The 14,715-nt window shown below is 62.9% G+C and carries 11 protein-coding genes; 7 read left to right on the top strand and 4 right to left on the bottom strand.

Features of this window, described 5'->3' with window-relative positions; all coding sequences use genetic code 11:
- Positions 1-18: 18 nt before the first annotated feature.
- Positions 19-246, bottom strand: coding sequence for a hypothetical protein (locus FW789_RS09455; RefSeq protein WP_103436208.1), 228 nt, complete (start codon positions 244-246; stop codon positions 19-21).
- Positions 247-780: 534 nt separating this feature from the next.
- On the opposite strand from FW789_RS09455, the gene FW789_RS09460 reads away from it, so the two are divergent.
- Entirely contained in the window at positions 781-990 is a 210-nt protein-coding gene (locus tag FW789_RS09460) for a hypothetical protein (protein WP_103436207.1), read from the top strand.
- 198 nt (positions 991-1,188) lie between these two features.
- Here FW789_RS09460 and FW789_RS09465 read toward each other — a convergent pair whose 3' ends face one another.
- The 3 genes from FW789_RS09465 to FW789_RS09475 all read right to left on the bottom strand — a co-directional run bounded on the left by FW789_RS09465 (position 1,189) and on the right by FW789_RS09475 (position 6,908).
- Positions 1,189-4,338, bottom strand: coding sequence for an efflux RND transporter permease subunit (locus FW789_RS09465; RefSeq protein ID WP_446431367.1), 3,150 nt, complete (start codon positions 4,336-4,338; stop codon positions 1,189-1,191).
- A 24-nt stretch (positions 4,339-4,362) separates the two neighbouring features.
- Positions 4,363-5,622: an efflux RND transporter periplasmic adaptor subunit gene (locus tag FW789_RS09470; protein ID WP_446431368.1), complete on the bottom strand. Its 1,260-nt coding sequence runs from the start codon at positions 5,620-5,622 to the stop codon at positions 4,363-4,365.
- Between the two features lie 68 nt (positions 5,623-5,690).
- Positions 5,691-6,908 carry a TolC family protein gene (locus tag FW789_RS09475; protein ID WP_446431404.1) on the bottom strand — a complete coding sequence of 406 codons (1,218 nt, stop codon included), beginning with the start codon at positions 6,906-6,908 and terminating at the stop codon, positions 5,691-5,693.
- A gap of 519 nt (positions 6,909-7,427) precedes the next feature.
- On the opposite strand from FW789_RS09475, the gene gcvH reads away from it, so the two are divergent.
- The 6 genes from gcvH to FW789_RS09505 all read left to right on the top strand — a co-directional run bounded on the left by gcvH (position 7,428) and on the right by FW789_RS09505 (position 14,404).
- Positions 7,428-7,811: a glycine cleavage system protein GcvH gene (gene gcvH / locus FW789_RS09480; protein ID WP_101316925.1), complete on the top strand. Its 384-nt coding sequence runs from the start codon at positions 7,428-7,430 to the stop codon at positions 7,809-7,811.
- Between the two features lie 9 nt (positions 7,812-7,820).
- Complete coding sequence (gene gcvP, locus FW789_RS09485; protein WP_411562127.1) at positions 7,821-10,676, top strand: aminomethyl-transferring glycine dehydrogenase; 2,856 nt, start codon at positions 7,821-7,823, stop codon at positions 10,674-10,676.
- Between the two features lie 69 nt (positions 10,677-10,745).
- Positions 10,746-12,122, top strand: a complete 1,377-nt coding sequence (locus tag FW789_RS09490) for an L-serine ammonia-lyase (RefSeq protein ID WP_186697515.1) — start codon at positions 10,746-10,748, stop codon at positions 12,120-12,122.
- Positions 12,123-12,148: 26 nt separating this feature from the next.
- On the top strand, positions 12,149-13,273 hold the full coding sequence (gene gcvT / locus FW789_RS09495; protein WP_446431369.1) for a glycine cleavage system aminomethyltransferase GcvT: 1,125 nt from the start codon (positions 12,149-12,151) through the stop codon (positions 13,271-13,273).
- A gap of 335 nt (positions 13,274-13,608) precedes the next feature.
- Positions 13,609-13,821 carry a cold-shock protein gene (locus tag FW789_RS09500; RefSeq protein ID WP_101316916.1) on the top strand — a complete coding sequence of 71 codons (213 nt, stop codon included), beginning with the start codon at positions 13,609-13,611 and terminating at the stop codon, positions 13,819-13,821.
- Between the two features lie 94 nt (positions 13,822-13,915).
- Positions 13,916-14,404, top strand: coding sequence for an RDD family protein (locus FW789_RS09505; RefSeq protein ID WP_103436199.1), 489 nt, complete (start codon positions 13,916-13,918; stop codon positions 14,402-14,404).
- The last annotated feature ends 311 nt before the right edge of the window (positions 14,405-14,715 follow it).

Here is a 14,715-nt window from a genome sequence, read left to right on the forward strand (position 1 = left end):
CGCTCAGCGCGTAGTTCATCAGTGGACGGTTTGCCCTACCGCGACGTCTGCGGTTGGCAACGCCTGACTGCGCGGCAGGTCATTGGGTAGCAAGCTGCCCACGCCGAACACAGTCATGGCCGACCGCACGCGCATCGCCCGGCAGGCCATGCGTGACTCCATCTCGAACTCCGCCAGGGCACTCTCGAGAAACGGCTGTGCGCCTTTGCTGCGTTGCGTTTTAACTTTTCTGCTGATGCTGGACATCACTCCACCTCCTGTTATTTATCCGAACCCTGCACCAGCCCCGAACCAGGTCGGCACCGGTAATCGAATCGCTGGCAGGATCGGACGCTGTGCACAGCTTCATCGCCTCGACCACATCGAACTAGACTTCGGACAACGACACTGACGCACTGCCGTCACCACCGTCCCTCACTGCCCTCATTCCATGGGTTTGTTAGGAATGAACATAAAGTTCTCCTCAGGCTTAGGTCAGGCTTTGTCAGACGCGGGGCGATACCGCAGCACAGCGTCATCTACCTATTGGGAGAAAACCGGTTAAAGATCGTGCCCGTATTTTTATCAAAGCAAGACGAATGGTCAGGTAATGAAAGTTCAAAAATTGAACTCAATTAACACCGCACTAATCGTTAGCGCGCCGATTACCGGGAGCAATTACGGGCGTGCCAACCTAACCAAACTGTAATAGCCCACTCACCCTCGCGTTAACTTCGCCTGGTTAATCTATATGCGAGAGAAACCGCCATTCCCGGCAGGTTGACGATAGCGAGGTTAATTATGAAACTGCTGAAGTGCATGGCCATGGCCAGCCTGCTGATTGGAATGGCCGGTACCGCATATGCTGAAGGCGGGCATCAGCGCGTCAAGCAATTCAATCAGGATTTTCGTACTGAGCAGGCACGACTTTGGGATAGCAAGTCGTTGCGCCAGGATGAAAAACAGCAAGTTGCGCAACAGCCGAAACAGTCGCGCACTGAAAGTAAGTAGTGATATAAATAACGGGGCCGCTGCGCGGCCTTCGCGGGTGAACCCGCTCCCACAGGTACAGCGTAAGGTCTGAATCCAGCGCTGTATCTGTGGGAGCGGGTTCACCCGCGAAGGGCCGCGCAGCGGCCCCGCTCTATTCAATCTTCAATAAAAAACCCACAATATGCATTGTGGGTTTTTTTGTTGTGGGTAACTACCTCAAGTCTTCTCTGCCTCATCATCACGCCGATGCACCCAGTGATACAGCGCCGGCAACACCAGCAGCGTCAACGCCGTAGACGACAGAATCCCGCCAATCACCACGGTCGCCAACGGCCGTTGCACCTCAGCGCCGGTGCCGGTGGCCAAGGCCATCGGGATGAAGCCGAGCGACGCCACCAGCGCCGTCATCAACACCGGTCGCAACCGGGTCAGCGCACCTTCATCCACGGCCAGCCTGACACTGCGACCCTCTTCGCGCAGCCCACGGATGAACGCGATCATCACCAGCCCGTTGAGCACCGCGACCCCGGACAAGGCAATAAAGCCCACCCCAGCCGAGATCGACAGCGGGATATCACGCAGCCACAGTGCCACCACCCCGCCGGTCAGGGCAAAGGGAATCCCGGTGAACACCAGCAAGCCGTCCTTGAGGTTGTTGAACATCAAGAACAGCAAGGTCATGACCAACAGCAAAGCCACCGGCACCACGATCTGCAGCCGCTTGGCCGCCGACTGCAACTGCTCGAACTGGCCGCCCCAGCTGGTCCAGTAACCTGCCGGGATGGCGACCGTGCTGGCCAGGGTCTCGCTGGCCTGCGCAACGAACGAGCCAAGGTCACGCTCGCGCACGTTGGCGCTGACCACCACCAGGCGCTTGCCGTTCTCGCGGCTGATCTGGTTGGGCCCCAACTGCAGGTCCAGGCTGGCCACCTGCGACAAGGCGATGAAGCCAATCTGCTGGGCCCCGCTGGCGGCGCTTGCCGGCACCGGGATCAACAGGCTGGACAGCCCGGCAACGTCGGTGCGCAAGGTCTCCGAGAGGCGCACCACCATGTCGAAACGGCGGTCGCCTTCATACAAGGTGCCAGCCTCACGGCCACCTACCGCGATGGCGATGGCGTCCTGCACAGCGCCCATGCTCAGGCCATAACGTGCGGCCTTGTCACGGTCGATATTGATGGTCAGTACCGGCAAGCCGGTGGTCTGTTCGACCTTGACCTCGGACGCACCTGGCACGCCCTGCAACGCCGTGGCGATCTTGGCCGCAGTGCGGTTGAGCACATCCATGTCATCGCCGAAAATCTTGACCGCAACATCACTGCGAACACCGGAGATCAGCTCGTTGAAACGCAACTGAATCGGCTGCGATAGCTCATAGTTGCTGCCCGGCACGCTGGCGGCTGCCTTCTGCACCCGGGCGATCAATGCCTCCCGCGACAGGCTCGGGTCAGGCCACTGACTCTGCGGCTTGAGCATGATGTAGGCATCGGAGATGTTCGGTGGCATCGGGTCGGAGGCGATCTCGGCGGTGCCGGTACGGGCAAATATCCGTTCCACCTCTGGGACCTGCTCGATGATGGCTTTTTCCAGACGCTGCTGCATGTCGACCGACTGGGTCAGGCTGGTGCCCGGCACCCGCAACGCCTGCAAGGCCAGATCGCCCTCGCTCAGGCTGGGGATGAACTCGCTGCCCATGCGCGTCGCCAGCACGCCGCTGAGCAGTACCAAGATGAATGCCCCGGCGAAGGCAAACCGGCGATGCTCCAGCACCCAGCGCAGCACCGGCTGGTAGCCCTGGCGCGCGGTGCGCATGACCACGCCTTCCTCTTCCTTGACCTTGCCGGTGACGAACATGGCAATTGCGGCAGGCACGAACGTCACCGACAGGATCATCGCGCCGAGCAGCGCCAGCACCACGGTGAACGCCATCGGGTGGAACATCTTGCCCTCGACCCCGGTGAGGGCAAAGATCGGCAGGTACACCACCATGATGATCAACTGACCGAAGATCAACGGCCGGCGCGCCTCGCGGGCCGCCGCGAACACCTCATGGAAACGCTCGGTCTTGCTCAGCATGCGCCCGTGCTTGTGCTGGGCATGGGCCAGACGCCGGATGGCGTTTTCCACGATCACCACCGCGCCGTCGACAATGATGCCGAAGTCCAGTGCGCCCAGGCTCATCAGGTTGGCGCTGACCTTGTTGTTGAACATGCCGGTGAAGGTGAACAGCATCGACAGCGGGATCACCATCGCCGTGATCAACGCCGCGCGGATATTGCCGAGGAACAGGAACAGAATCACGATGACCAGAATCGCCCCTTCGATCAGGTTCTTCTTGACCGTGGCAATGGCTTTTTCGACCAGATTGGTGCGGTCATAGACGGTGACCGCCACCACGCCCTTGGGCAGCGTGCGGTCGATCTCGGCGAGCTTGCTGGCAACCGCTTGCGACACACTGCGGCTGTTCTCGTTGATCAGCATGAACACGGTGCCGAGCACCACCTCACGGCCGTTCTCGGTGGCAGCGCCGGAGCGCAGCTCCTTGCCGATGCTGACTTCGGCGACATTGCTGACGCGGATCGGTGCGCCGCCAACGCTGCTGATGACGATGTTGGCGATGTCATCGACAGTGCCCACCTGGCCAGGTGCGCGGATCAACAATTGCTCGCCACTGCGCTCGATGTAGCCGGCGCCAACGTTGCCGTTGTTGCTTTCCAGGGCAGTCAGCAAATCATTCAAGGTCAGCTTGTAGGCAGCCAGGCGCTTGGGATCGGGCGCAATCTGGTACTGCTTGGCGTAGCCGCCAATGGTGTTGATTTCGGCAACCCCGGGCACGTTGCGCAACTGCGGCTTGATGATCCAGTCCTGGATCACCCGCAGGTCGGTCGGGGTGTAGGGCGTACCGTCTTCCTTCAGCGCGCCAGGCTCGGTCTCGACGGTCCACAGGAAAATCTCGCCGAGCCCGGTCGATACCGGGCCCATGATCGCCTCGACGCCTTGCGGCAATTGCGCCTTGGCCACCTGCAGACGCTCGTTGACCAACTGCCTGGCGAAGAAGATGTCGGTGCCGTCCTTGAAAATCACCGTGACCTGCGACAGGCCCGAGCGCGACAGCGAGCGGGTCTGCAGCAGCCCCGGCAGGCCGGCCATGGCCGTTTCCACGGCAAAGGTGATGCGCTGCTCGGTTTCCAGCGGTGAATAACCTGGTGCGGCGGTGTTGATCTGGACCTGGACGTTGGTGATATCCGGGACCGCATCGATGGGCAGCTTCTGGTAGCTGTAGACCCCGACCGCAGCCATGATCAGCACTGCGATCATGACCACGATGCGCTGCTCGATGGCGAATCTGATAAGACGTTCAAACATGGGCAATCTTCCTTTCGCGGCGCATCAGTGGCTGTGCTCGGCAGTGGCCTTGCCCAGCTCCGACTTGAGCGTGAAACTGCCACTGGCAGCGACCTCGACACCGGCTTGCAGGCCCGTGGTTATCTCCACGTAACCGCCGTCACGCCGACCAAGGCTGACCGGGTGCGCCTCGAAGCCGTCGACGCTGCGCACGAATACCGCAGGCTGTGCTTCGAGGGTTTGTACAGCCGACTCGGGCACGGCCACGGCGACCTGGGCCGACTGCGCCGTCACCGCGATATTTACGAACAGGCCTGGGCGCCAGGCCCCCTCGGGATTGGTCAGGGTGACGCGCACGGTTGCCGCGCGGTTCTGCTCACCGAGCAGGCTGCCGACATAGCCGACCTTGCCGTCGACTTCGGCATTCATGTCTGGCGAGGACACCTTGACCGCGCGGCCGGTGGTGACCTTGTTCAAGTCACTGGGCGGCACCGCAAACGTCGCCCAGACCTGGCTGAGGTCCGACAGGATGAACGCGTTGGTGGCCTCGCTGACCACTTCGCCGACGCTCAGGTGCTTCTCCACCACCATTGCATCGAACGGTGCTCGCAGTTCGTAGCGGTTGCCGCCGGCGGCCCCGATGGCAGAGCCGATTGCGGCGATTTTCTGGCGGGCATTGGCCTGGGCAATCTCAGCCTCCTGCAGGGCCTGGCGGGCCTGCAGGTAGTCCAGCTCGGCAGAAATCTTGTCCTGCCACAACTGTTGTTCGCGGGTGAAGGTCAGCCGGGCCAGCTCGAGCCGGCGCTGGGCGGCCTGCTGTTCGCTGCGCAGGTCGGAGATCTGCTGGCTGGCGATCACCGCCAGCACCTGGCCCTTGCGCACCGCCTGGCCGAGATTGGCGTGCACGCTTTCGACCACGCCAGGCACCCGTGGCACCACGTGCGCGGTGCGGTCTTCGTCAAAGCGAATCTCCCCAGGGAAGCTCACCACGGTGCCGAGCTGGCGTGGCCCCGCAAGGGCGAGGACGATGCCCGCCGCCTTGATCTGCTCGGCACTGAGAGTCAGCTTGCCCTCCTCTTCTCCATGGCCTGCTTCGGCGTGCTCGTCTTCAGCGCCCTCTAGGTGGTCGTGATCATCCTCGCCTGAGTTTTTGGCTGGCGTCGCCTGCGTCTCGGCATGGCCATGATCGTCATCCTTGCCATGGGCATCGGCGTGCTGCTCGGCATTCGAGCTCCAGAGCAGGCTGCCCAGGCCGAGGGCGGCCACGGCGGCCACCGCGAGGGCGATCTTGCGTGTGTTGTTCATTGCTACTCCTGCTGATCGTGGGCAGTGACGGGCTCAGCCGCCAGGTACCGAATAAAGCGTCTGGCCGCTCAACGCGCGGCAACGGCACCATCAAGGTCGCCGTAGATCCGTTCCACTTGCGCCCGGGCAGCACTGGCGGCGCCCAGCGAGTCGAGATACTGGCCGCGTGCGGTGATCAAGGTGTGCTGGGCATCGAGCACTTCGATAAAGCCGAACTTGCCCATTTCGAAACCGCGAGTGGCGCTGTCGAGCGCCTGCTGGGCTGCCGGTAGAATGGTCTGCTCGTAGGTCTCGACCTCGTGCATTGCGCGGGTCCATTGCAGCAGCGCGGTCTGGGTTTCACTGCGCAGGCGCTGCTCGACCGCGTTGCGTTGGTCGCGCGCCTGATCGGCGCGGCGCGCCGCCGAGAGCACGTTGCCCTGGTTGCGATCGAACAGCGGCAACGGCATCGACAGGCCGACCACGTTGACCCGCTCGCGCACGGCGCGGTCGTATTGGCTGCCGACACTGACGGTGAGGTTAGGTACGCGCAGGGCCTTTTCCGAGCCAAGCGCGGCATCGCTCTGGTCGATCACGGCCAACGCGTGGCGCATCTCGGCGGTCTGCTCGAGCCGGGCCAGCAGGTCGACGGAGGATGGCGGCAAGCCAGGCGACAGGCTCGGCGCATCCAGCCGCTGAACATCGGCAGTGGCGCTGCCGCTGATCAGGGCCAGGTTCTGGTAAGCCATGGCCTGTTCGGTTTCAGCACGGCGCAACTGCAGGCGCGCTTCGGCCAGCTCGACCTGGGCGCGGGTCGCCTCGACCGGCGACGACTTGCCCGCCCGCACCCGGCCATCGACAACCTTCAGGCCGCGTTCGCCGAGCTGCTGCGACTGGCGCGCCAGATCGACCCCGACCTGCGCGCGCAGCGCGGCATGAAAGGCCTGCACAACATCGGCGCGCAGACTGTTGACCTGACGCGCCAGCTCCAGCTGGGCGACGCTCTGGCCGTAGCTGGCAGCTTCGATGCGCGCACCACGCTTGCCACCCAGCTCCAGCGCCTGGCTGAGCGTGATCGTGGTCGTGCTGCTGTTGCGGTCAGTGTCTTCAACCTCGTAAGACAGCTCAGGGTTGGGCATGACCCCAGCCTGGTCACGCGCACCTTGAGCGATCCCGATTTCCTGCCGGGCAGCTGCCAACTGCGGGTTGGCCGCCATGGCCTGGGCCAGGGCCTGGGTCAAACTCAGGCCCTGGGCCAGTGCCGGCGCGGCCAGGCCGGCGCCGAGCAGGGCGCAGACAGCCAGCAGCCGGCACGCCCAGGCTGGCCTGCTGATCAAGGTGGAACGGTTGAACCGGGGCACGGTAAGGGTCCTCTGCACACATTTCACTGAAACCTGGCAAGCACCCTGCGGCCGCCGCCAAGCCCTGTTGAATCAAGTGCAGGCACGCTAATGAATGGCAGCTATCAGCGCGGTGGCGGCAACATTACAATTTTGCAAGGAAGTGAATGCGGCGTGACTTTCCAGCGCGTCCCGTTGACGTGGTCGGGCAACAAGCAAAACTCACGTAGCGATTTCGATACATCGTATCGAATACATTCCAGCCTGCGAAAGCCCTCCCTATGCAAGGGTTTGATACACCTAAGCATTTTTACACCGCTTCACCCGTATCGAAATCATTACAATGTTTAACACTCGTTGTTCCGAAATAAACATAAGCCACTGAATTAAATAGTAATTTTATAACTGGCAACGTTATTGCTAACCAATCCTCAACCCAAGAGCGCGGACGACCGCGCCAACGCCCTGTTTCTTTGAGGAATCCCCATGAGCGAATTGCGTTTCACTGAAGATCACGAATGGCTGCGCAGCGAAGCCGACGGCAGCGTCACCGTAGGCATCACCGCCTTTGCCCAGAACGCCTTGGGTGACGTGGTGTACGTGCAACTGCCTGAGCTGCAGCACTACGAGCAAGGCGCAGAAGCCTCCACCGTGGAATCAGTGAAAGCCGCCAGTGGCGTGTACATGCCGCTGACCGGTGAAGTGCTCGAGGTCAATCAGCAACTGGCTGACAACCCTGAACTGGTCAACGAAGACCCGTTGGGCGCAGGCTGGTTTTTCCGCTTCCAGCCGGCCGATGCCGACGCCGTGGCTAAACTGCTTGACCAGGATGCCTACGACCGCCTGATCAAAGCCAACGCTGACGCTTGAGGACCGACCATGACCAGTAACCTCGGCACTGCCAACGAATTCATCGCCCGCCATATCGGCCCGCGCACCGCTGACGAGCAGAGCATGCTCGCCAAGTTGGGTTTTGACAGCCTCGACGCCATGAGCGCCGCGGTGATCCCCGACAGCATCAAGGGCACCAGCGTGCTCGGCAGCAGCGACGGCCAGAGTGAAGCCGAGGCGCTTGCCGCGCTGAAAGCCATCGCTGGCAAGAACCAGCTGTTCAAAAGCCTGATCGGCCAGGGCTACTACAACACCCACACGCCTGCCCCGATCCTGCGCAACCTGCTGGAAAACCCGGCCTGGTACACCGCCTACACGCCTTACCAGCCAGAGATCTCCCAAGGTCGCCTGGAAGCCCTGCTGAACTTCCAGACCATGATCAGTGACCTGACCGGACTGCCGATCGCCAACGCCTCGCTGCTCGACGAAGCCACCGCCGCCGCCGAAGCCATGACCTTCTGCAAGCGCCTGTCGAAAAACAAGGCCAGCCACAGCTTCTTCGCTTCGCAGCATTGCCACCCGCAGACCCTCGACGTACTGCGCACCCGTGCCGAGCCGTTGGGCATCGAAGTGGTGATCGGTGACGAGCGCACGCTGGATGACACCAGCCGCTTCTTCGGCGCGCTGCTGCAATACCCGGCCAGCAATGGCGATGTGTTCGACTACCGCGAACTGGTCCAGCGCCTGCACGCCGGCAACGCCCTGGTCGCGGTGGCTGCTGACCTGCTGGCGCTGACCTTGCTGACCCCACCCGGTGAGTTCGAAGCCGACGTGGCCATCGGCAGCGCGCAGCGCTTCGGCGTGCCGCTGGGCTTCGGCGGCCCGCATGCGGCCTACTTCGCCACCCGCGATGCATTCAAACGCGATATGCCAGGCCGCCTGGTCGGCGTGTCGATTGACCGCTTCGGCAAGACCGCCCTGCGCCTGGCCATGCAGACCCGCGAGCAACATATCCGCCGCGAGAAGGCCACCAGCAACATCTGCACCGCGCAAGTCCTGCTGGCCAACATCGCCGGCATGTACGCCGTTTACCACGGCCCGGCTGGCCTCAAGCGCATCGCCGAGCGTACTCACGCGCTCACCGCAATTCTCGCCGCTGGCCTGGAGCAACTGGGCGTCACCCTGCAGACCCAGGCGTATTTCGACACGCTGACCCTGGCCACAGGCGCAACCACCGCCGCCCTGCACCAAAAGGCCCGCGAGCAGCGCATCAACCTGCGCCAGATCGACGCCGAGCAGCTGGGCCTGTCGCTAGATGAAACCAGCACTCAGGCTGACGTCGAAGCGCTCTGGCAGCTATTTGCCGGCGAGCGGTCGCTGCCTGACTTCGCCGCCCTGGCTGCGGCTGATGAGTCTCGCCTGCCAGCAGCGCTGCGTCGGCAGTCGGCGATCCTCGAACACCCGGTGTTCAACCGCTACCACAGCGAAACCGAGCTGATGCGCTACCTGCGCAAGCTGGCGGACAAGGACCTGGCGCTGGACCGCAGCATGATCCCGCTGGGCTCCTGTACCATGAAGCTCAACGCCGCCAGCGAAATGATCCCGGTAACCTGGGCCGAGTTCGGCAACCTGCACCCGTTCGCCCCCGCCGAGCAAAGCCAGGGCTACCTGCAGATGACCAACGAGCTGGAGGCGATGCTCTGCGCTGCCACCGGCTATGACGCGGTGTCGCTGCAACCCAACGCCGGCTCCCAGGGCGAGTACGCCGGCTTGCTGGCGATCCGTGCCTACCACCGCAGCCGTGGTGACGCGCACCGCAATATCTGCCTGATCCCGTCGTCGGCACACGGCACCAACCCGGCTACCGCGCACATGGCAGGTATGCGTGTGGTAGTGACCGCCTGCGATGCGCGCGGCAACGTCGACATCGCCGACCTGCGCGCCAAGGCCGTCGAGCACCGCGAGCAGCTGGCAGCGATCATGATCACCTACCCGTCCACCCATGGCGTGTTCGAGGAAGCCATCGGCGAAATCTGCGCGATCATCCATGACAACGGCGGCCAGGTTTACATCGACGGCGCCAACATGAACGCCATGGTCGGCCTGTGCGCGCCGGGCAAGTTCGGTGGCGACGTCTCGCACCTGAACCTGCACAAGACCTTCTGCATCCCCCACGGCGGTGGCGGCCCGGGTGTCGGCCCGATTGGCGTCAAATCACACCTGGCGCCGTTCCTGCCCGGCCACGCGGCGCTGGAAAACACCACCGGTGCGGTCTGCGCCGCGCCGTTCGGCAGCGCCAGCATCCTGCCGATCACCTGGATGTACATCCGCATGATGGGTGGCGCTGGCCTGACCCGCGCCTCGCAGATGGCCATCCTCAACGCCAACTACATCGCCCGCCGCCTGGAAGAGCACTATCCTGTGTTGTACACCGGCAGCAATGGCCTGGTGGCGCACGAGTGCATTCTTGACCTGCGCCCGCTCAAGGACAGCAGCGGCATCAGCGTCGATGACGTGGCCAAGCGCCTGATCGACTACGGCTTCCACGCCCCGACCATGTCGTTCCCGGTGGCCGGCACGTTGATGATCGAGCCGACCGAGAGTGAATCGCGGGAAGAACTGGACCGCTTCTGCGATGCCATGATCAAGATTCGCGAAGAGATCCGCGCCGTCGAAAACGGCTATCTGGACAAGGATGACAACCCGCTGAAGAACGCCCCGCACACCGCTGCCGAGCTGGTCGGGGAATGGGCCCACGGCTACAGCCGCGAGCAGGCGGTGTATCCGCTGCCAAGCCTGGTTGAAGCCAAGTACTGGCCACCAGTGGGTCGGGTCGACAACGTGTTTGGTGATCGCAACCTGATCTGCGCCTGCCCGTCGATCGAGAGCTATCAGGACGTCTGATAGCCGCCTCGCCCGCCTCCACTGGAGGCGGGCGCACCCGACAGCCAGGCCTGTTCCGAGGAGCAATCCATGTCCCTGAGCGTGTTCGACCTGTTCAAAATTGGCATCGGCCCCTCCAGCTCACACACGGTTGGGCCGATGCGCGCGGCCGCGCGCTTCGCCGAAGGCCTGCGCCGCGACGGCCTGCTGAGCCAGACGGCCAGCGTCAAGGCCGAGCTGTATGGCTCGCTCGGTGCCACCGGCAAGGGCCACGGCAGCGACAAGGCGGTGCTGCTCGGCCTTGAAGGCGCCCAGCCCGACAGCGTCGATACCGACAGCATCGCCCCGCGCCTGCAGGCTATTCGCAGCAGTGGCCGGCTGTGCCTGCTCGGTGAGCACGAAATCGCCTTCAACGAAAAGCAGCACCTGGCGATGATCCGCAAGCCGCTCGACTATCACCCCAACGGCATGATCTTTCGCGCCTTCGACGAGGCCGGTTTGCAGTTGCGCAGCCGCGAGTATTACTCGGTTGGCGGCGGCTTCGTGGTCGATGAAGAAGCGGCCGGACACGATCGCATCGTCGAAGACCGCACCGTCCTGGCCTACCCGTTCACCACCGGCAAACAGTTGCTCGGCCATTGCAGCGCGCAGCAGCTTTCGTTCAGCCAGGTGATGCTGGCCAACGAAGCGGCCTGGCGACCAGAACAGGAAACCCGGGACGGCCTGCTGCGGATCTGGCAGGTCATGCAGGACTGCGTCAGTGCCGGCTGCCAGCACGAAGGCATCTTGCCTGGAGGACTCAAGGTCAAACGCCGTGCGCCGGCGCTGTACCGACAGCTCAGCCAGCACCCGGAAGCCAGCCTGCGCGATGCCTTGTCGGTGCTCGACTGGGTCAACCTGTATGCACTGGCGGTCAACGAAGAAAACGCCAACGGCGGGCGCGTGGTCACAGCGCCCACCAACGGTGCCGCCGGGATCATCCCGGCCGTGCTGCACTACTACATGCGCTTTGTGCCCGGTGCCAACGAGGACGGCGTGGTGCGATTCCTGCTGACCGCCGCAGCGATCGGCATTCTGTACAAGGAAAACGCGTCGATTTCCGGCGCCGAAGTCGGCTGTCAGGGCGAGGTCGGCGTAGCCTGTTCGATGGCTGCCGGGGCGCTGTGCGAGGTCATGGGCGGCACTGCCCAGCAAGTCGAGAACGCCGCCGAAATCGGCATGGAGCACAACCTCGGGCTGACCTGCGACCCGATTGGGGGGCTGGTCCAGGTGCCGTGCATCGAGCGCAACGCGATGGGCTCGGTCAAGGCGATCAATGCCGTGCGCATGGCCTTGCGCGGCGATGGCCAGCACTTCGTCTCGCTCGACAAGGTGATCCGCACCATGCGCCAGACCGGCGCCGACATGAAAAGCAAATACAAGGAGACCGCCCGCGGCGGTCTGGCCGTCAACATCATCGAATGTTGATCTGAACCACTCTCAAGGAGTCACCGATGTCCGAAGTACAGCTGCACAAGACCCCGCTGCACGCGCTGCACCTGGAACTGGGCGCGCGCATGGTGCCGTTCGCCGGTTATGACATGCCGGTGCAGTACCCGCTCGGCGTGCTCAAGGAACACCAGCACACCCGCGCCCAGGCCGGTTTGTTCGACGTCTCGCACATGGGCCAGATCCGCCTCAGCGGCAGCGCTGCGGCGCAGGCGCTGGAAACCCTGGTACCGGTCGACATCATCGACCTACCAGTCGGCATGCAGCGTTATGCGATGTTCACCAACGACGCTGGCGGCATTCTGGATGACTTGATGGTGGCCAACCTGGGCAACGATGAGTTGCTGCTGGTGGTCAATGCTGCCTGCAAGGAGCAGGACCTGGCGCACCTGCGCCAACACCTCGAAGGCCAGTGCGAGATCCAGCCGCTGTTTACCGAGCGTGCGCTCCTAGCCCTGCAAGGCCCGGCCGCGGTAACGGTGCTGGCGCGCCTGGCGCCAGAGGTAGCGAGCATGACCTTCATGCAGTTCCGTGCAGTCAAGTTGCTCGGTCTGGACTGCTACGTCAGCCGCTCGGGTTACACCGGCGAAGATGGTTACGAGATTTCGGTACCGGCCGAAGGTGCAGAGCTGCTGGCCCGGCGCCTGCTGCAAGAGCCTGAAGTGCAGGCCATCGGCCTTGGCGCGCGGGACTCGCTGCGCCTGGAAGCCGGCCTGTGCCTGTATGGGCATGACATGGACAGCACGACCACACCGATCGAGGCCAGCCTGCTCTGGGCCATATCCAAGGTACGCCGCGCCGACGGCGAACGTGCCGGTGGCTTCCCCGGTGCCGAGCAGATCTTCGCCCAACAGCACCAGGGCGTGGCGCGTAAACGGGTCGGTTTGCTGCCGCAGGAACGGACTCCGGTGCGTGAGGGCGCCGAGATTGTCGATGCCTCCGGCAGGGTAGTCGGCAAGGTCTGCAGCGGCGGCTTCGGTCCGACCCTGGGAGCACCGCTTGCGATGGGCTACGTGGACCTCGCCCACACCGCACTCGACACTCCCCTGAATGCGGTAGTGCGGGGTAAGAACGTGCCGTTGAAAGTCAGCAAGATGCCTTTTGTTGCGCCACGTTACTACCGCGGCTAAGCCGGCCTGCTTATTCGATTTCGAACCTGTTCGATAACTTTTTGAAAATGGCGCCAGCCCAGGCGCCATGGTATCTGGAGCACTATTAAACAGTGCGCCTGAGATCCTGTTATTGGGTGTTATGCGAGGGCTTGTCATGGTCGCAAAAGTTGGCGTACATTCAGCCCACTGTGTTTGCATGGGTCGCAATTGATCGTGACTTGGGCCAGTAGCCGCGGTCCGCTACAACCCGTTCGACGACGCTTGGTTTCCTGCACTACAGCGTAATTTTGCCGACTGCCTGCAACAGCAGTGCGCGGTTATCACCCTCTAGAAGATTCATGGGAAACAAGACAATGGCTCAGCGTCAGAACGGTACCGTCAAATGGTTCAACGATGAAAAAGGCTACGGCTTCATCACCCCGGAAAGCGGCGCGGACTTGTTCGTGCACTTTCGCGCAATCCAGGGCGACGGCTTCAAGACCTTGAAAGAAGGCCAGAAGGTCAGCTTCGTGGCAACTCAGGGTCAAAAAGGCCTGCAGGCTGATGAAGTGCAAGTAATCGCCTGACAACTGATATAAAAAAGCCCCCGCATTGACATGCGGGGGCTTTTTTGCGCCTGCAATTTCATAGAATGCGCTTTTGGCCTGACGAGTTGCCTGCATGCCCAAGCACACCCTGCACCCCCAAGGCGAGTTCCCACCCGCCGGCCTCGGGCGCCGACTGGCGGCGATGTTCTACGACTTTCTGCTGTGCACGGCACTGCTGATCGTCACCGCCGGGGCGTACAAGCTGATCCAGATGTCGATCATTGGCCAGGAGCGCATGCGCACCCTCACCGACGCCGGCGCGCTGGATGGCGACCCGCTGCTGTCGACGGTACTGCTGTTCGCGCTGTTCGGTTTCTTCGCCAAATTCTGGACCCACGGCGGCCAGACCCTGGGCATGCAGGTATGGGGCGTACGAGTACAGAACCCCGACGGCAGCGCCATCAGCCTGTGGCAGGCGCTGTTGCGTTTTGTCGTGTCGATTGCGTCATGGCTATGCCTGGGCCTGGGCTTTGTCTGGGCATTGTTCGACAAACGCAAACGCGGCTGGCACGACATCTATTCGCAGACGGAGTTGGTGCGGGTGCCAAAGCAGAAGAAGTGATTCTGAGCCGTTGAGAACATAGCAGCCACGCCACTCACGCTCTGCGCCGGCGTAGCGAGGCGTGCCCTTGATCTTGATCTGCTTTTGATCTTGATCTACCGGCGACTCAGTAGGCCGAGCGCAGGTCTTGCGGAGGGAGGTGCCGGCCATGGATGGCCGGCAAGCGCTGCGGCCCAGGATGGGCCGTACAGCGCGGTCCTCCCGGGAGCAAGACCGGAGCGAGGGAACCCCGCAGCGCAGCGAAGGGGCCGGATGTGGAGCCAAGCCCTTTTTTGGTTACGTTTTTGGGGCGTTTGCCAAAAAAGTAACTC

Source organism: Pseudomonas sp. 1121_17 (assembly GCF_052850745.1).